We start from the raw sequence: 16,711 nt of genomic DNA, 5'->3' as shown, positions 1-16,711 counted from the left end.
CGATTGGAGATGACGGGTGGACGCTTACATGCAGGGAGAGAGTAACATGATACGTAAAGCGGAACCTCAAGATGCAGCTTTTGCGGCACCGCTGATTTATGAAGCGATTGGCGACATCGCCCACACATTGACCGGAGCGACGGAGCAGGAAGAAGCGCTCTTGCTGCTGGAGCAGTTTTTTGCCCAAAAAGGCAATCGGCTCAGCTATGAAAATGCGGTCATCGCCATGCATGAAGGCGTGCCGGTCGGCGTAGCCCTTTTCTACCACGGCAGTCAGACAGAGCAGCTGGATCGCCCGTTTGTCGAGTATGTTCAAAAGCGGACAGGAGTTGCGCCCACGCTGGTGAAGGAAGCGCGCGACGATGAATTTTATTTGGACTCGGTCGCCGTTCGGGCCGATCAGCGCGGCAAAGGAATCGGAAAAATGCTGCTTTCGGCATTCGAAGAAGAGGCAATCCGGCGCAAACACGACCGCATCGCCCTTTTGGTAGACGAGGAAAACCCGCGTGCCCGTCAGCTCTACGAATCAATGGGCTATCGTCAGGACGGGAATGTGACGGTGAGCGGACATCAATTCCGCCATATGGTAAAAAGCGTATTAGTGACGGTGTAGCGACAAACGTTTCTCTCGGGCCAGCGATGACAGGTCCGGGAGAGGCGTTTTTTTGTGGAGTCGGCTGGGGGTGGGGGCACTTTTGCGTAAACGTTAGCCCAGCGTGAACGCAGAAGCGGTGTTTTGGTGTATATGTTGGATAAAAATGGTTCTTTAGAAGGTTGAAAGTCGCGAGCTATATTCGCAACAATGAAAAAAGAAGGATTGTGATAAACGAGCAGAGTGGAAGGAGCGCTGTAGCTATGCGCCAACAAATAGAAAAATGGGTTTCTGCGTGGAGAGCGCTGATCGCGGATATGGACAGGCAGGGCGCGCACACCTGGCCGCTGATCATCGCTGATCCTGCGCAGCCGTGGCAAGTGGACGAAGCAGAGCAGCGACTGGGGATCAGTCTGCCGCTTGCGCTTCGACGTCTGTTTCTGGAAGGGACAAGCGAAGTTCAAATATACTGGTCGCTTCCTACTAGGACCGTCGAGCCATTTTCCCTCGGCGGGGATATCGGCTGGAGCCTGGACAGTTTGGAGTGGCCTTATTTCGGTCACGACGACGAAAGCGCCGACGAGCGACAGTACCTTTGCTTCCGCGTCGGCGGCAATGGCGACATGTTGCTCTTGGATTTGCGAGCATGCGCGGACGATCCGCCTGTTTACGCCTGGGGGCATGAGACAGACGAATATATTTTGCTCGGGCACAGCTTCACAGCGTTTGTCGAGCGGGTGACCGAGCTGGGCTGTATTGGAGCGGAAGTGTGGAACTACGAGCCTTTTGCTGGCGCAGATGGACTCGATGTGCATGGGGAAAATGCGGTTCGCTGGAAAAAATGGCTGCAAACGTACCGGGAGCTGACGCTGGAAACCGCAGCAACCGATTTTGCGCAGCTCGTCGAGTACGCTGCCTTGCATGGAGCAGACGATGAGCGTGTGCGAAAAGCGTTCGATCAGTATGACGCAAAAGTCGTCCAGCAGGCTTGGGTGGCGAAAATCAGCCAGGCGCCGAACTTTGCTGCAAAAGAGCCATGGTGCCAACTGCTGGTTGAAACGTTGGGGATGAAGGCGGCGAATTGGGTTCGCTCGCTGTGGGAATCAGCTGGGCAGGAAAAGCTTGTTTCAGATGTCCAGCGGGCGTACTTGTCAGCGGTTTGCCTGCCAAAAGAGGAAGGCTTGCCGCTGGTGCTGGCCGAGCTGGACAACGAGGCGAACAGCGAGACGGTGAGCGGTTATACAGCCTATGGCCGCCTCAAGCATTTTCGTGCCAGGGAAGTCATTGCCTGGATGGAGGCATATGCGGCGTACCCGCTCGAAGGATGGGACAAGCTGTTTGCCGTGTCTGCTCCCGAATGGCATGATCTCGCACATTGGCTGGCAGGCAGTGAGGCACAGCGCCAGATTGCGCTCATGGCTTGGGGACGGATGTTGGACAAGGGAGATGCTCCAACTGGCGAGCCGGATTGGACAAAGCTGGACAGCTTATTGGACTTGGCAGCGGAGAAGGCTGTTTTGCGCAAGGAACGGGAGCGGGTCGAGCGCATTCGTGCTGCCTATGGTGAGCATGCACGGTAAACCGATGAGTCAGTAAGAAAAGGAGATGAGGTGTCCATGAAGCATATCGTGGTGGTGTGGGGAACAGACTTGCAAACAGAGGATGAGCTGCAAGCTTTTCTGGAGCCAGTATATACGGAAGATGGAGACATGTATCCATCGGAATTTATGAAAGCGACAGGACTCACATGGGTAGATGAAGACTTTTTTGAAGTACACGCCGTGGCGAAGGCAGAGGAGCGAGCAGATTTTTTGGAGTATTTGCGACAGGAGTGCGTTTCGGATGGGGAAATTTTTGCCGAGAAGCTGCCAACTGCGTTTTCCGAGGAATTGACTGGCTACCCGACCGTGCTGCTGTTGTACGGGCAACAAACGGCTTACGGCACGGTTAATGAAGAGCTGTTTTCACTCGCAGGCGAACCAGAGGCAGAGCGTGCGCGAGTGAAGCTGCTGGCGAAAATTGAATATGAGGCTTGAAGGGGAAAGGCGTCCGTGGGAAGTGGACGCTTTTTTTGATTACTCCGTCAGTAGTTGTTGACGAGACGCTGCATAATCATTTTCCACCCAGGTTGGAGCACGGAGCACGGAGCACGGCTTTGCTATCAGACAAGGATAGATTTCTAGCATAAAGGCAGCGGGAGCCACCAAGAAAATATGCTTTCTCCCAAATGATGTTTGTCCGTTTCGGGAAAGCCGATTCCTTCATTTGATATGTAATGTAAGGTTCATCCTTACTACTTTTCACGAGGAGTTGGTGTACATGCCAATCATCAAACCATTCATGACGTCTCTGCGCTTCAACTCGACAATTGGAGCAGGAACAGGCACAGGAGCGACTTTTGCGATTGCGGCAACAGCATTCAGCACGGACGCGGGTACTGCTGCGACAGCATTCCCATCCACTTTTGCCTACTACAACCTCTATATCAACGGTGTTTTGCAGCCAGGAGGCACGTCTACTGTCACCACATCCACGCTGACGATTCCTGACGGAGACGCTGAAAACGATGGTGTATCTGTCTTGGTTGAGTTTGTCGTCAACTAAAAGAACAAACAAGTTCAAGGGAGGCCCCAGGCGATTGTACATGCCTGGGGTAATCCCATTCCAGCGCAAGAGAGGAGTGAATCGTTTTGCAGCATAGAAACATACAGCGAAGCGGAGGGCAGCGAATTTATACGGTCAATGTGCGTTCGCAAGTCATGCCGCCCTATGGCTGCCCGGACATTTTCCCCGGTCAGCCGTGCCCAACCTGTCCTCCTTGTCCGTGCACTCCTGGCTTGCTTGCGACCACGATCTACCAATACACGACGTTTTCAGACGGACAAAAAAATATGTATACAGATGCTGACGCCACGCCGCAGCTTAGCACTTCGGGGATTATCGGGCAGCAAACCGTGTCCATCGTCAACTTGTTTATCAATGGCATTTTGCAGCCTCCCAATAGCTACTTGGTTCAGCCCGGAGTTTTGGTACTGAGCGAAGTGCCTGCGCAGGGCGCCCCGATCATTTTGCAGTTCATCCAGATCACGACATCCTGAAGCACACGGGCTGGAGGGCAGAAGCAAGCCCCGCAACATACAACAGCTGTTTTCGGGTGGTACTTGCACATCTGGGTATTCGCCCACATAAGGATAGGAGTAAGCTATATAGACGTGGAGGTGGCAGCCATGTCCAGCATCATTGCGGCGCTTTCCCTTGTGTTTAAAGAACTGGTTATGTTTGTTGCTTATGTCAAGAACAATGCGTTTCCCCAGCCTCTTCAGGATACGGAAGAAGAAAAGTACCTCCGCCTCATGGCAAAAGGCGACCCGTATGCCCGCAACAAGCTGATCGAGCACAATTTGCGGCTGGTGGCGCATATTGTGAAGAAGTTTGAAAACACCGGAGAAGACAGTGAAGACCTGATTTCCATCGGCACGATCGGCCTCATCAAGGCAATCGAGAGCTACCAGGTGGAAAAGGGCACCAAGCTGGCTACGTATGCAGCGCGTTGTATTGAAAATGAAATCCTGATGCATTTGCGAAGCCTGAAAAAAACGAAAAAAGACGTTTCCCTGCACGATCCGATTGGGACCGATAAAGAAGGGAACGAAATTACGCTGATCGACGTGCTCGGCACAGAAACCGACGAAGTGGTCGATGCTGTGCAGCTCAAACTGGAATCAAACAAGATTTATCAGCACATCCATATTCTCGATGAGCGCGAAAAAGAAGTCATCATCGGCAGGTTTGGTCTGGATCAGGACAAAGAAAAGACACAGCGCGAAATTGCCCGCGAGTTGGGGATTTCTCGCTCATACGTATCCCGCATCGAGAAGCGGGCGCTGATGAAGCTGTTCAATGAGTTTTACCGGACGAAGCAGACGCAAAATCGCTGAATGGATTGTCGAGCGGGGAAAGCAAATAGGTGCGTTCGCCCGCAAGCTGGACACAGGGAGAAAGGTGTCCGGCTTGCGGGTATTTTTGTTTGGAGTGGAGGGGAGTGGGTGCTTTTGGAGCGGTGCTTTTTTACCAAAGCTAAGAGATAATCGAATCAGGCACCTTCGCTTGTTCGTTTGCCTCGCCTATGCACGGTTGTCTTTGAGCTTCCTCGCTCTCCAGCCGCCAATAACGCAAGCCTGTCCTTCATCTTTGCAACATCTTTTGGCAACTGAGCGAACCCCTCTTTGCAGTTTTACTTTCGGAATTTCCGGCATCATTGGCTTTTTTGCAGAGAATTAGTCACCGTCTAAAAAGACTACAGATCGCAGATAGATAGAAAGATAAAAAAAGAACGGATGGCCAGTAATACTTGATCCATCAGTTCTTTTTCTCTGATAGGCTTGATCAGAATTGTTTTCTATTTATTCATGTTTTTAATGTACATGCCAGTAACCTGTTGGCCATTGTAAACCCATCCTGCCGGAATCGGTGAATATTTGCTCACAAGCAGTACGGTTCCATAAGGAGCGCCGTTGGCATTCATGATTGTTTTGCTGTCATAGTTCTCGCGCAGGACAACCCAGCCGGTTGGAATCGGAGAGAACTTGGTCACAGTGAACTCCTGACGATAAGAAGCCCCTGTTGTACATTTGATCGTCCTGCCAGCCAGTTCATCTCGCAAAACGACCCATCCTACCGGAACGGGAGAGTATTTGCTGACTCGCAATTCCGCGCCAAAGGGCGCGCCTGCTGTATTTTTGATCAGTTTTGAACCGAGATCTTCGCGAATGACGACCCAACCTTGCGGGACAGCAGAAGATTTTTTGATCCATTTCTCCTCGGAACTCCATCCTTTCGCTTTAGCAGCAAATGAGGAGTCTGCCTGCCAACGAACGGTAGTTGGTGCACTTTTGCCATCGTTTGCCGGCAAGTTTACTTCTGCGGCTTGAACCTGGGATGTCAGGATGGTAGCAAATAACGCTACGCCTAATGCTGAAAAAACACTGTTTTTGAACATAGTGATTCCCCTGCCTCTCCTATCGGTAACATCTGTTTGAATGTACCATATTTTTCCAATCATATACAGTTTTATTTTATGAATAAAATGTCATAAGTTTGTGAGTATGGAAATTCTGTTAAAGATTTTTCATGAAAGATTGGGAGATGACTTCCAACGAATGGTAACGATGCAGCGAATAAGACATTTAAATCGAAGTCCTAATGCACCTGCGTAGGCTGACAAAACCGGGACAGATAAAGCGGCGAACGAAATTACGCTGATTGACGTACTCATGGCAGCGACTGGCGAAGTGGCGGACGCTGTGCCGTTCAGGCTGGAATCGATCAAGATTTGGCGGTTTTTTGGGGAATATTGTAAGCTGGATTTGTAAAAGGGGAGGAGGTATAAAGTGAAAAAGCTCGTATTCGTTTGTCTTCTGATTTTAGCCGCTTGCAATTCTGACCAGAAAAGCATCCCGTTCCAGGCACAACACGACATTTTGCATGGGGAGAAAGACCTGGTAGATTTTCAGAGTAGCTCTGCTGTAGTGGAGTGGGCTCCAGCGGCACTGACGGAGATTGACGCCCTATTCGATGATCTGCTTCCTACGATTCAAATAACAGGGGAAATGAGCGAGTATGATGCCTATACTTCCAACAATCTATTAGGGTCTTACGAGGATGCTGTCGTGATCGTTCCACTTGACAGTAACCAGTATGCAATCAATTATTTGATTGTGGAAATAAACGGTAAGTATTACTCTGCCACCGCGGATGAAGAGGCAATGAAGAAAATACGCGCATTGGAAAGGAAAATGAGATGATTTGCCAGTCAGGTAAGCGAGAGCTAGAGAGCAAAGAGGTGGTTACCAGCAAGCATTACCACACAAAGCAAACAGACCAGAAGCCCAAACCCCTGGTCTGCCAAAAACTTACCCGCAAATTCTTCCGCCGTTTTTTATGAGCCATTCGCCCGTCTCCCAATCGGACAGCCCCTCTCCTTCCGCTTTGTAGTACAAATCAAAGCGGAAGCCCAGCCCATGATCCCACGGGCTTTTGATGGCGACGCAGCGAAAAATCTCTTCCAGTCCCGGTATGGCAAATCCGTTGGGGGCGGGAAATAGCGCCTCCATTTCTTCGCGCGATATATTTGTTTCCAGGGCAAACTGAAAAAGCGGCTTGGCGGTATACGAATCGTAGACCAGTTCGAACTTCGGCGTTCGTTTCACCGAGAAATCCGTGATGTTTGTCGCATGTTCCTCCGCTTCCGCCGGGATAATGAACGGCCAGTCTTCATCCGGGTAGCGGTACAAGTTGCAAACGGTGGAAAGCGTGGCGAGGAACTTATCCCATTCTGGACGTGGCATGAGCGTAACCGGGATGTTGACTCCCGTATGATCGACTCCTGTCAGCCTGCCTTTCAGTTGATGATACAGCTGGGAAATGTCGATGCCAGCAGACTGTTCCTGCGTCTGGGGTAGCTCCGCGTGCAAACTGTTCAAACTTGCCAGCTTGATACCCGCAGATTTGCGATCGGAAATAAGCAAATCTGCCACTTTCAGCTTAAACGCTTTTGGCGAATGAAACACGATGGCGGGGAATGCTGCATCTCCCGTGCGAAAATCTGTTGCCGGCATTGCCGAGCCGGAAAACAAAGGACGGAGCTGGTCAGCTTCTCGGAAGTGGGGAACCTCTTTTAGCAATTGGGAAAAGTAGTAGCACCATTCTTTTTCAGCAGCATGCTTGTTAGGAAAAACATACGAGATCAAATCCAGACGGTTCATGTTTCGTCTCCTTTGCTCCAGGGGATAGGGAAGAGCGGAATCGCTTCGATTCATAGACTCTTGAACCGAAGCGATTCTGACGAAACACTGTCTACAGAGACAAAACAGCCGCCGCTTTCTTTTTCCAGCAAGACAAAGCAAGATAGCCAAACGCCAGACCGCAAATAATCGAAGCCTGGCTTCCGTATTCAGCGAAGAAAGACAGCGGCACATCTATTCCTACGGGATAAAAGTAAACGAGAAAAATCAGATCGATGAGAAGAGCAGGAATGCCGAGCACGGTAAAAGGCAGCCAATCGAATGTCCAGCTTCCTTTTGTCACGCATGTCTGGATAAAGGTCGGCAGGGCAAAAACCAGCCCGATGAGAACAGGGTATAAAGTGGTGAACAGGAGAAACGGTAAGCGTTCGAAAGTAAGCGCCGCCTCTTCTTTCAACAGCTGCTCGCAGTACAGAATAACATCGAGCATGAACACCGCAATGATCAGAAAAACAATATACATGAACAACCGTTTACGTGTAGAAATAAGAATCTCCTCCTGAGTGTTGTGCGCAAAACTATGGTTCAAAATGCGGGCAAAGCAGTTGTGTCCAGCTGCGGCAAAGCCAGGTGTTGCCGCGACTTCAGCGCGAGGGCCAAGCCATGTGCCAAGATGGTCTTTTTCCTGTTCATACTTCCTCCTATATTTTTACAAATGGCATACATTGAGTATGTCGTATGAACAGGAAAAAAGTAACGGGTTTTTGTGAAAATGCTAAAATTTAGGTAAAAATGCCCGTGAGGAGTTGGATAACAAGCCCGTGGCGAGCTGCAATCCGCTCGTATCCAGCAGGGAACGAACTGCAAGCTGCAAGTTGCAAGTGACGTTCAAACCGGGAACGGGAATCGGGAGCAGTAACCGATCAAAGGGGAAATGCAGCGGCAAGTTCGGCCCTCTCAACCGCTTTTCCTAAACCAACATCGACAGCCTTCAGGATCAATCCGAGGGTTCTTTCTTTTTCAGGACATATGTCCTTCCCTGCAAGCCTGCATCTGTTTTTTAATGAAGGAGGGAATGGGGGAGAGGGAATTGAAAGGCATCCTTTTTGCATTTTTCGCAGGGGCATTCCTCACTTTGCAAGGAGTGGCAAACGCCCGGATCAGCTACGACATCGGAACGTGGCAAGCCGCGACATTGACTCAGTTGACGGGCTTTGTCGCCGCTCTTTTCGTGCTGCTCGCCAGCCGAAGGGCAAACTGGCAGGCACTGCGGCAAGTGAAGCCGCTGTATCGGTTTGGCGGTGCTTTTGCCGCCGTCATTATTTTCGGCAATGTCTTTGCGATCCAACAGATCGGAGTGACACTGACGATTTCGACGCTGCTGATAGCACAGCTTGGGTTGACGTTTCTCATCGACAGCAAGGGCTGGTTTGGAGTGAAGAAACAGCAGGTAACGTGGCCGCACGTGGTCGGAATCGGCTTGATGATCGCAGGAGTGGTCATACTAAAAGCTTGATCGGATCATCAAGCGGATAGAGAGCAGAAAGCGGGGGAAGAGCCAGTCATGCGAGTAACGCAAGATCGTGAAGAGCAAAACCATTATTTGCAGGCGTATCAGTTGGAAACGGTTTTCCCCGAGGAGCTGCAGGCGCATATGACGCTTTGCTATTTGGAGCGAGGAGAGCTTATCTGTTCCCAGGGAGCGAGCGCGGACACGCTTTATGTGCTGGTGAGCGGGAAGCTGAAAATATTTACAAACTCGCAGGAAGGCAAGACGCTGATCCTGTCGTTCAAGACGCCGCTTGAGGTGATCGGGGATATTGAATACGTGCGGGAAATGGAGACAATGAACACCGTTGAGGCGGTAGCACCGTCTGTGCTGCTTGCCGTGCCTTTCCGTTTCTTGAGAAAATACGCGAGCAATCATGCGCCGTTTTTACACTTTTTGCTGGAGATTATTACGAAAAAATTTACCGTCAAGTCGAACGATTTAAGCTTCAACTTGCTGTACCCGGTAGAAGTGCGACTGGCGAGTTATTTGTTGTCGGTGTGCTTTGAGGACGGGGATTCTAGCCTCAGAGGACAAGTAAGCTCGGCGAGCCTGTCCGACGCAGCCAATCTGATCGGCACGAGTTCTCGCCACGTGAATCGCGTTCTTCAGCAGTTTCGTCAAACTGGATTGGTCGAGCGCGAGAAGACGCATTTGTTGATCAAAGACAGACAAGGCTTGCAAAAAGTAGCCAATCCGCATTTATACGAGTAGGAGGGGGAATACGATGCTTGCAGGACTTGTTCTCGCGATCGTGGCCGGCTCACTGGTCAGCTTGCAAAATGTTTTCAACAGCAAGGTCAACGAGCGGGCTGGGTCGTGGACGACGACGACTTTGGTGCTGGGGATGGGGTTTTTGGCCTCGCTCGTGTGCGGCCTTTTGTTTGAGGGGGAAAAGCTGTGGGAATGGCGCAACATGCAGCCGTGGTACTGGTTTAGCGGGCTGATCGGGGTGGGAGTGGTCACTTGCCTGGTACAAGGAATCCGCCTGCTGGGTCCGACGCTTGCCGTCTCCATCGCGTTGACCTCGCAGCTCAGCTTTGCCCTGCTGTGGGATTCGTTGGGATGGATGGGGCTGACCCAAGTTCCTTTTACATGGAAGCAGCTAAGCGGTGTACTGGTTGTGATCGTTGGCATGCTCGTGTTCAAATGGGGCGGGCAAAAAAAGAGCCAGGAATGGTCGAAAGCGACGTGAGTCGGTAGACCGTCCCTGGCTTTTTCGTCTGTCTGGCTTGTTCACAAAAGTTTATGTATTTTTATCCAAAAGAAGATATTGACTTAAAATAAATGTGCATGATAAAATTAAAAATTTTAAAATCAATAACTGTGTTATAATGGAGAAGATCGCATTGTAGGAGGTGGACGTATGTTTCAGGTTGGAGACAAGATTTTTTACCCGATGCACGGGGCAGGCGTAATTGACGCCATGGAGGAAAAAGAGTTTCTGGGTGAGAAGCACCTCTATTATGTGCTCCATATGCTGCAAAGAGAGTTAAATATCATGGTCCCCGTTGAAAAGATGTCCGCGCTGGGGATTCGGATGATTGTAGATGCCGACATTTTGGACAATGTGTTGGCAGCGATGCAAGAAAGGAGCCCTGACTCCGCGCTGAATGCGGCACAGCGATTCAAGCTGAACACGGAAAAAATGAAGCGTGGCGATATTCATGAGCACGCGGAAGTGGTTCGGGATTTATGGGTGATCAGCAAAGGGAAAATATTGGGAACGAGCGACAAGCTGATGCTCGATAATGCCCAACAGCTGATAAGCAGCGAAATTGCGCTGGTCAAAGGTCTGGATTTGGAGCGGGCCACCCAGATTTTGAAACAAGTGTTGGCGACAGAGCCGAGCAAAGCAGACGAGGGGGCCTCCGAGCAGACGGCGGCAGGCTATCAAAAGTGCGTGCTGTAATCGAACGCAAATAGAAAAGGGTGTGATTGCCATTGGCAGTCGCACCCCTTTTTTCATGGTGGGAAGAAAGAACTAGCCGCTTTTGGACACGGACGAGCGAACCAGATTGTATTCCAGTCGGCTGGCAAAACGGGCATACTCCGCACATGACTATTGATCAGCCCATTGCTGGTATGATGTCTTCCTTGGCTATAGATTCAGCTCAGACCGTTCGGATGTCTCTTCTGAATATTTTGCTTTTTCTCCATTTTTCCATGCTATCAAAGCTATAAAAAACAGAGGGAGCAAGGACGAAACGCTCCCTCCTACTCGATCAAAATGCCTGGCTTCCGGCCGATGATGCGAACAGCGCGGTCCCACATCAGGCGCAGTTTTTTTCGCTGCATGAGCGGGAGGTGGATGTCGGGACGCCTCAAATAGGAGCGTATGGGAACGACGCGAAAACGGACGCGCCCGCCATACGTATAACGTTGGCAATAGGTGGGAATGACGGATATTCGCCCGATGGATACCCGACCCTCTGCCTCCTTTTCTACAGAAAAGCGCAGAATGGCACCGATTTGCGATTGATCGAAGCTGAGCATTTTTTCCGAAGTGAAATTCCCCAGCGAGTAGGCGACCAGTGTGCGTTTTGTCTCTCCAGTTGCCAGGGTGGCGCTCGGTGTGACGACAGGCTGCAAGACGTGAGGATGCGCGCCGAGAATGACATCTGCTCCGTGGTCGAGCAAGCTTTGTACGAGCAGACGCTGATTGGCGGTCGGGGTGTAGCGGAACTCCACGCCGAAGTGCAGCGAGACGATCACGAGGTCGACGAGCGGGCGAACGGAAGCGATGTCGCGCAAAATGGCATCGCGCATGATGAGATTGACCAGCCACGGCATGTGATCGGGAATGACCTGCTTGTTCGTGCCGTATGTGTAGGCGAGCACAGCGATGCGGATTCCGTTTACTTCCTGGATCAAAGGGACGGTCGAGTCTTGCAAGGAGCGGTACGTGCCTGTGTGAGCGAGCTTGTGGCGATCCAGCACGTCCAGTGTGCGGAAAAGTCCGTTTGGCCCTCCGTCCAGACAGTGGTTGTTTACGGTCGTCAAAAGGTCGAAGCCGACTTGTTTGAGATCGCGCGCCAGCTCGTCAGGACAATTGAATCTGGGGTAGCCTGTGCGCGCCGAGCCGATCTGATAAGGTTGACTCTTTCCGGAAAAGGTCGTCTCCAGATTGCCGATGGTCAGATCGGCATTTGTCAAAAGCGGAGCAACAGGGGCGAACATATCGGCAAAGGAATATTGATCGGCTGAAGCCAGCTTGGCGCAAGCCACTTGATTCTTCCACATGAGAATATCGCCTACTGCGGCGATCGTGACTTTCTTGTTCATTGGCTTCACCTCTCCCATCTACTCTATTCCAAAAGTTGTCTGCTTGTTTTGGATAGAAGCGGAACGTTTTCATAGATGACGGTCTATACAGGCTGTCTCAGCCGCTCATACAATAGGAAAGCTGATTGGGAGAGGGAGGCAGAGGGGGGATTGTCAGTGAAGAAAAAGGCAGGAAAAACCAGGCCGCAAAAAACGCTGATTCTGAACAAGCCAGTGATCGCAGTCACAGGGAGCGCGGGAAAAACAACGACAAAAGAAATGATCTTCGCGATCTTGAATAGACGTATGTCCACGTATCGGTCGATGTACAACAAAAATTTTCTCGGCAATACGCGAGCGCATGTCAAACGCTTGCGGGACGAGCACGAGGCGGCTGTGCTTGAGTTTGGAATCTTGCGAAGCGGGCACATTCAACAGCATTGCCGGATCATTCAACCGAACATGGGCGTGATTACGAATATTGGCACGGCGCACATTGGCAACTTTGAAGGCAAGGCAGGGCGCCTCGCGATGGCAAAATCGGAGCTGATTCGCAACATGAAGCCGACAGGAACCGTGTTTATCAATCGGGACTGTCCTTACTCCCGCCGATTTGCCGGGCAGCCTTTCAGAGGAAGCTTTGCTGGCAGATTCGTCACGTTCGGGATCGAGCAGGAAGCTGATTATCGGGCGGAGCACATCGTGATGGAGGCAGACGGAATCTCTTTTGTCTGCCAGATCGGACAGCAAAGCGAGGCGTTTTTCATCCCGACGCTGGGAGGACATAACGTGTACAATGCTTTGGCAGCGATCGCCGTGGCGCACACGCTCGGCATACCGCTCGCGGATATCCGGCAAGGATTGCGCCAATTTCAGCCGCAAAAAAAACGACTGGTCTGCTATCGCCTGAACAACAACGTGCAAGTTCTCGACGACACCTACAGCTCCAACCCGGATGCAGCCAAGGCGGCAATCGACGTCCTCAGCCAGTCTGAACACGGTACAAAAGTAGCTGTTTTGGCGAGCATGCTGGAGATGGGCAAATACGAAGTACAGGGACATGAAGAAGTCGGGCAGTATTTGAGCAGCAAAAATGTAGACTACTTGTATACGTTCGGCAGCAGTGCCCGCCATATCGCGCGTGCGGCCATTCGCGCAGGCTTTCCGGCAGAGCGGGTGATGCATTGCGCAAACAAGGAAGTCTTGCACCGCAGTCTCGCCAAACGCGTGAAACCGGACACTACCATACTGGTCAAAGGCTCCCACAAGCTGAAAATGGGAGAAACGGTGGAGTTTTTGCGCAAGGTGACAGCGGGCAGCAAACTCCCGCGCAGAAAACTGCCGAATCGAAAGCAGGCGTAACCAAACAGAACCGGGCAGGCGTTTGTCCCAAAAGCGGACAAGGGCCTTTTTGCCGTGAGAGCGAAGAGAGGGGCGAGTGATTCCGAAGCGGGCAAAAGCTAGGGCTATGGTCATCCGACTATGTAATCAAATCCTCAATTGGAAAGATTTACAGACTTATACGCATACGCTTTTTCCAGTAAAGTGGGTTTGTACCCAATCTGTTGGGAAAAACACAGCCAGGAGGAGAACGAATGACGAAACGAGATTGGTTGCAAAAGTCGACTGTCGCCGTCATGCTAAGTACATCCCTGCTTCTGTTCGCGGAAGGTGGACAGGCAGCAGCTAAGACTGTGGATTCACAATCTTCTGTGAAAGCGGAGGAAATTGTCAAGCTGACACAATCGTTGCTCGGCAAAGACTACAAGTACGGGGCAGTAGGACCCAACTCATTCGGTTCAGCAGGCTTGGCCACTTATGTGTACAAAAAAGCCGGGCTGACCATCGACGACACGATTGATGAGCTGTACAAGGCGGGAGAGGCCGTCTCTGCCGACAAAATCGAGCCAGGAGACTTGCTGTTCTTTTCCTCGAATGGGAAAGGAAAGCCGAGCTTCATGGGCATCTATATCGGAAATGACCAGTACATATACTCTTCGCAGGGCGAAGACGCAGTCGTTTTGAAAAACGTCAGCGATTATACGAAAAAGTTGGTAGGTGCGCGCCGAATTGCCGTTTTGGACAATGGGACAGGCACGACCCCGACTCCGGACCCAGGCCAGGAGGAAGGCTCCAACTCTGGCGAGATCGCAGATAACGTGATTGCGGCAGGCAAAAAATATTTGGGCACACCTTATGAATACAGCTCGACCCGTTCCAACAAAAAGACGATGGATTGCTCCGAATTTACGATGTGGGCGTACCGCGATGGTGCCGATATCGACATGGGCAATGGGGGGGCGCGTTCGCAAGCCGACTTTGTGAAAAAAAATGGCACGTACACCACGGATATCAACAAGCTGAAAAAAGGCGACCTCGTTTTCTTCATGGCGTATAAAGGCTACAAGGAATCCGATTACAAAGGAATCAATGTGCCGAAGCAGAGCATTACCCACGTAGGCATCTACATGGGCGACAACAAGCTGCTGCATACGTTTTCGAAAGAATCCGGCGGAGTGAAAGTGACCGACTTCAAAAATACGCATTGGGAATACCGATTCATTATGGGTGGACGGCCTTATTAATACAGTCAGCGACGGTGCGATTGCACCGTCTTTTTTCATGAGCGCGACACAAGCAGGCAGAGGCAGTAGCGGAAAAAATAGGTGAATGACCGCGGGCAAACGCACAGTCCATCTGTGCGTTTGCTGCATCTCTTATAGGGAGACTTGTAGGAGGTGAAACGTCATGTCATATCAGTATCCCCCAGGAGGTTATCCACCGCCGCCGCCACCACCCGGAGGTTCATCTGGAGGCTTTCCTCCGCCACCACCAGGTCCACCCCCAGGCAGGACGCCCAGCTCACCGGGATCGCGAGGGTATGGGGGAACAAGGCGAATTGAACCGGGCGGCTTCTATCCCTGCTTATATCGCTATACGTATATTTGGCTGAAAAATGGTCGTTCCTTCTGGTTTTACCCTGTTTTCATCGGCCGTACATCCGTGACTGGCTATCGCTGGAGACAAAACCGCTGGGAATACTACGGTTTGGAACTGGATCGGATTGCTTACTTTACATGCTGATCAAAACAAAACGGCCTTCCCGCGTTCAGGGAATGGCCGTTTTTGTTTGCGGTGTGCCGCAGGCAAGGCAGCGCGCTGTTACTTGACGGTGACCGCAAAATCTTTATGGTCGTGAATGTCGCCTTTTTCCAGATGGACTTTCACGGTGTAGTCGCCAGCAGCGGGAAAGGTCAGCTTGCCTTCGTACTGCCCGGCACTGCTTTCTTTGGCATCGACGAAGCTGTGCTTGGCCTCATTTCCCGTCCAAAATTCGAATTCGACCGTGCCGCCTGAGAACGGCTGGTTGTCTTTCATCAGGTGAACGAGCATCGCTGCCTCTGACTGCGCTGCAAGCTCGTCTGGCGGCATGAGGTGAAAATCGACTCCGCTTGGCGCATGCGCTTCACCGGAAGCGGCTTGGCCGTGATGCTCGTGTCCTGTTGCTGTCTGCTCCGACGTGTTAACGCCAGCAGGGGAGTTGCTGTCTACCGCTTTTACCGTAAACGGTGTTTTGCGCATGTTGTGGAAGTCGCGGGCGGTGACGTGATAGTAGACAAAGTAGGAGCCAGGCTCGCTGATCGTCTGCTGCGCCGTATAAACGCCGTCGGCTACGAGCTTTGCCGGGATCGTCTCATGCTTTTCCTGGCCATCCTTCCACCATTCAAACGATACTTCGCGCGCATCATCTACCGGCTTTCCTTCCTGGGTCACCTTGACCGAAAACGTAATCGTGCCTCCAGCTACAGGCTCCGTTGGTTCCAGCGTAAATGCGGCGTCCACAGGGGCGCCGGAAGCAGCCTCCATCCCCTGGTCATTCTGGTTGGAGCATGCCGCAGCCAGAACGGTCAGCATGGACAGGAACAGCGTGAAAAAGCGTTTCATTTGCGTTACCCTTCCTTCTTCAAGTTCAACAACTCTTGATAAATTTGCTCGGGATCAAAATCTTCCCCCATGCCGAATTTGCGAATAACCGCGTTGTTTTGATCGACAAGATAGGTGCTTGACGTGTGGGAGATGAACCCGTCATCCGTCTTTTTGGCAAAAAAGCCGAGGGAACTCGTCACCGTGCGAATCGTCTCTTCGTCGCCGCGCAAGATCGTCCAGCCGTCTTCTGCAATGCCGAGCTGTCGGGCATAGTAGCGCAGCACATCAGGCGTATCGTTTTGCGGATCGATCGTGATCGTCAAAAAGTCGACGCCTTTTCCCATAACCCCCGCTTCCTGCAAACGTTTTTGCAACTGCACCATCTTGATCGTGGTGGTAGGGCAAATATCGGGACAGCGAGTATAAATCAGCTCGACCAGCCGGACGGTTCCCGGCTTGGGAGAGAGGGAGTAGGCGGCTCCATCCAAAGTTTGCAGCTGTGCATCCGGCAACTTGGCTGAGACCTCCGAAGGGGTGAGCCAAAGCCACGAAGCGATGAGAGCGGCAAGGACAAAGAGCGGCAACAAAAGCACGAGCCGTCTGAGTCGAGTGGCGGCAGTTGGGGTGAGTGGCACG

At 51.6% G+C, this 16,711-nt stretch carries 19 protein-coding genes; 13 read left to right on the top strand and 6 right to left on the bottom strand.

Annotated elements, in window-relative coordinates; genetic code table 11:
- Positions 1 to 46 precede the first annotated feature (46 nt).
- From IRJ17_RS22905 to sigK, 6 genes are all read left to right on the top strand, one after another.
- Positions 47 to 613, top strand: a complete 567-nt coding sequence (locus IRJ17_RS22905) for a GNAT family N-acetyltransferase (RefSeq protein WP_242771996.1) — start codon at positions 47 to 49, stop codon at positions 611 to 613.
- Positions 614 to 855: 242 nt separating this feature from the next.
- Positions 856 to 2,172: an SMI1/KNR4 family protein gene (locus tag IRJ17_RS22900; protein ID WP_242771993.1), complete on the top strand. Its 1,317-nt coding sequence runs from the start codon at positions 856 to 858 to the stop codon at positions 2,170 to 2,172.
- Between the two features lie 36 nt (positions 2,173 to 2,208).
- Positions 2,209 to 2,628 carry an immunity 22 family protein gene (locus tag IRJ17_RS22895; RefSeq protein ID WP_242771990.1) on the top strand — a complete coding sequence of 140 codons (420 nt, stop codon included), beginning with the start codon at positions 2,209 to 2,211 and terminating at the stop codon, positions 2,626 to 2,628.
- 283 nt (positions 2,629 to 2,911) lie between these two features.
- A complete protein-coding gene (locus tag IRJ17_RS22890) occupies positions 2,912 to 3,196 on the top strand; it encodes a DUF4183 domain-containing protein (RefSeq protein ID WP_122964170.1) in 285 nt (94 codons plus the stop codon).
- Positions 3,197 to 3,282: 86 nt separating this feature from the next.
- Positions 3,283 to 3,690 carry a DUF4183 domain-containing protein gene (locus IRJ17_RS22885; RefSeq protein WP_122964169.1) on the top strand — a complete coding sequence of 136 codons (408 nt, stop codon included), beginning with the start codon at positions 3,283 to 3,285 and terminating at the stop codon, positions 3,688 to 3,690.
- Between the two features lie 129 nt (positions 3,691 to 3,819).
- Positions 3,820 to 4,530 carry an RNA polymerase sporulation sigma factor SigK gene (gene sigK / locus IRJ17_RS22880; RefSeq protein ID WP_122964168.1) on the top strand — a complete coding sequence of 237 codons (711 nt, stop codon included), beginning with the start codon at positions 3,820 to 3,822 and terminating at the stop codon, positions 4,528 to 4,530.
- 461 nt (positions 4,531 to 4,991) lie between these two features.
- On the opposite strand, the gene IRJ17_RS22875 is transcribed toward sigK, so the two are convergent.
- The gene (locus IRJ17_RS22875; protein WP_122964167.1) at positions 4,992 to 5,591 is read right to left on the bottom strand and encodes a hypothetical protein; all 600 of its coding nucleotides are present in this window, start codon (positions 5,589 to 5,591) and stop codon (positions 4,992 to 4,994) included.
- A 391-nt stretch (positions 5,592 to 5,982) separates the two neighbouring features.
- On the opposite strand from IRJ17_RS22875, the gene IRJ17_RS22870 reads away from it, so the two are divergent.
- On the top strand, positions 5,983 to 6,396 hold the full coding sequence (locus tag IRJ17_RS22870) for a hypothetical protein (protein WP_242771987.1): 414 nt from the start codon (positions 5,983 to 5,985) through the stop codon (positions 6,394 to 6,396).
- Between the two features lie 108 nt (positions 6,397 to 6,504).
- On the opposite strand, the gene IRJ17_RS22865 is transcribed toward IRJ17_RS22870, so the two are convergent.
- Positions 6,505 to 7,356, bottom strand: a complete 852-nt coding sequence (locus IRJ17_RS22865; RefSeq protein WP_242771984.1) for a hypothetical protein — start codon at positions 7,354 to 7,356, stop codon at positions 6,505 to 6,507.
- 91 nt (positions 7,357 to 7,447) lie between these two features.
- Positions 7,448 to 7,858 (bottom strand): hypothetical protein, encoded by a 411-nt coding sequence (locus IRJ17_RS22860; protein ID WP_242771981.1) that lies wholly within the window; start codon positions 7,856 to 7,858, stop codon positions 7,448 to 7,450.
- A gap of 567 nt (positions 7,859 to 8,425) precedes the next feature.
- Between IRJ17_RS22860 and IRJ17_RS22855 the strand changes: the two genes are divergently transcribed.
- The 4 genes from IRJ17_RS22855 to IRJ17_RS22840 all read left to right on the top strand — a co-directional run bounded on the left by IRJ17_RS22855 (position 8,426) and on the right by IRJ17_RS22840 (position 10,796).
- The gene (locus tag IRJ17_RS22855) at positions 8,426 to 8,851 is read left to right on the top strand and encodes a DMT family transporter (protein WP_122964298.1); all 426 of its coding nucleotides are present in this window, start codon (positions 8,426 to 8,428) and stop codon (positions 8,849 to 8,851) included.
- 48 nt (positions 8,852 to 8,899) lie between these two features.
- Complete coding sequence (locus tag IRJ17_RS22850) at positions 8,900 to 9,598, top strand: Crp/Fnr family transcriptional regulator (protein WP_242771979.1); 699 nt, start codon at positions 8,900 to 8,902, stop codon at positions 9,596 to 9,598.
- 13 nt (positions 9,599 to 9,611) lie between these two features.
- On the top strand, positions 9,612 to 10,079 hold the full coding sequence (locus tag IRJ17_RS22845; RefSeq protein ID WP_122964163.1) for a DMT family transporter: 468 nt from the start codon (positions 9,612 to 9,614) through the stop codon (positions 10,077 to 10,079).
- 171 nt (positions 10,080 to 10,250) lie between these two features.
- On the top strand, positions 10,251 to 10,796 hold the full coding sequence (locus IRJ17_RS22840) for a CarD family transcriptional regulator (protein WP_122964162.1): 546 nt from the start codon (positions 10,251 to 10,253) through the stop codon (positions 10,794 to 10,796).
- 305 nt (positions 10,797 to 11,101) lie between these two features.
- Here IRJ17_RS22840 and IRJ17_RS22835 read toward each other — a convergent pair whose 3' ends face one another.
- Entirely contained in the window at positions 11,102 to 12,169 is a 1,068-nt protein-coding gene (locus tag IRJ17_RS22835) for a CapA family protein (protein ID WP_242771977.1), read from the bottom strand.
- 150 nt (positions 12,170 to 12,319) lie between these two features.
- Between IRJ17_RS22835 and IRJ17_RS22830 the strand changes: the two genes are divergently transcribed.
- Together IRJ17_RS22830 and IRJ17_RS22825 are read left to right on the top strand one after the other, a co-directional pair.
- Positions 12,320 to 13,510 (top strand): UDP-N-acetylmuramoyl-tripeptide--D-alanyl-D-alanine ligase, encoded by a 1,191-nt coding sequence (locus IRJ17_RS22830; protein WP_254223384.1) that lies wholly within the window; start codon positions 12,320 to 12,322, stop codon positions 13,508 to 13,510.
- 233 nt (positions 13,511 to 13,743) lie between these two features.
- Positions 13,744 to 14,733, top strand: a complete 990-nt coding sequence (locus tag IRJ17_RS22825) for a C40 family peptidase (protein ID WP_122964159.1) — start codon at positions 13,744 to 13,746, stop codon at positions 14,731 to 14,733.
- Between the two features lie 577 nt (positions 14,734 to 15,310).
- Here the strand turns inward: IRJ17_RS22825 and IRJ17_RS22820 are convergent.
- Positions 15,311 to 16,093: a FixH family protein gene (locus IRJ17_RS22820; RefSeq protein ID WP_242771975.1), complete on the bottom strand. Its 783-nt coding sequence runs from the start codon at positions 16,091 to 16,093 to the stop codon at positions 15,311 to 15,313.
- A gap of 5 nt (positions 16,094 to 16,098) precedes the next feature.
- Positions 16,099 to 16,710 carry an SCO family protein gene (locus IRJ17_RS22815; protein ID WP_063231326.1) on the bottom strand — a complete coding sequence of 204 codons (612 nt, stop codon included), beginning with the start codon at positions 16,708 to 16,710 and terminating at the stop codon, positions 16,099 to 16,101.
- Position 16,711: the final 1 nt, after the last annotated feature.

Origin of the sequence: Brevibacillus parabrevis (assembly GCF_022701015.1) — a bacterium.
GTDB lineage: Bacteria > Bacillota > Bacilli > Brevibacillales > Brevibacillaceae > Brevibacillus > Brevibacillus parabrevis.
Note: the sequence above shows the minus strand (reverse complement) of the source record. Positions and strands in the feature narration are given on the sequence as shown.

What these genes read in the sequence shown, in the direction of transcription:
- IRJ17_RS22820 (WP_242771975.1), bottom strand. Translation starts at nt 16,093, where the DNA reads ATGAAACGCTTTTTCACGCTGTTCCTGTCCATGCTGACCGTTCTGGCT.
- IRJ17_RS22825 (WP_122964159.1), top strand. Translation starts at nt 13,744, where the DNA reads ATGACGAAACGAGATTGGTTGCAAAAGTCGACTGTCGCCGTCATGCTA.
- IRJ17_RS22845 (WP_122964163.1), top strand. Translation starts at nt 9,612, where the DNA reads ATGCTTGCAGGACTTGTTCTCGCGATCGTGGCCGGCTCACTGGTCAGC.
- IRJ17_RS22900 (WP_242771993.1), top strand. Translation starts at nt 856, where the DNA reads ATGCGCCAACAAATAGAAAAATGGGTTTCTGCGTGGAGAGCGCTGATC.
- IRJ17_RS22905 (WP_242771996.1), top strand. Translation starts at nt 47, where the DNA reads ATGATACGTAAAGCGGAACCTCAAGATGCAGCTTTTGCGGCACCGCTG.
- IRJ17_RS22865 (WP_242771984.1), bottom strand. Translation starts at nt 7,356, where the DNA reads ATGAACCGTCTGGATTTGATCTCGTATGTTTTTCCTAACAAGCATGCT.
- IRJ17_RS22875 (WP_122964167.1), bottom strand. Translation starts at nt 5,591, where the DNA reads ATGTTCAAAAACAGTGTTTTTTCAGCATTAGGCGTAGCGTTATTTGCT.
- IRJ17_RS22840 (WP_122964162.1), top strand. Translation starts at nt 10,251, where the DNA reads ATGTTTCAGGTTGGAGACAAGATTTTTTACCCGATGCACGGGGCAGGC.
- IRJ17_RS22860 (WP_242771981.1), bottom strand. Translation starts at nt 7,858, where the DNA reads ATGTATATTGTTTTTCTGATCATTGCGGTGTTCATGCTCGATGTTATT.
- IRJ17_RS22890 (WP_122964170.1), top strand. Translation starts at nt 2,912, where the DNA reads ATGCCAATCATCAAACCATTCATGACGTCTCTGCGCTTCAACTCGACA.
- IRJ17_RS22895 (WP_242771990.1), top strand. Translation starts at nt 2,209, where the DNA reads ATGAAGCATATCGTGGTGGTGTGGGGAACAGACTTGCAAACAGAGGAT.
- IRJ17_RS22835 (WP_242771977.1), bottom strand. Translation starts at nt 12,169, where the DNA reads ATGAACAAGAAAGTCACGATCGCCGCAGTAGGCGATATTCTCATGTGG.
- IRJ17_RS22850 (WP_242771979.1), top strand. Translation starts at nt 8,900, where the DNA reads ATGCGAGTAACGCAAGATCGTGAAGAGCAAAACCATTATTTGCAGGCG.
- sigK (WP_122964168.1), top strand. Translation starts at nt 3,820, where the DNA reads ATGTCCAGCATCATTGCGGCGCTTTCCCTTGTGTTTAAAGAACTGGTT.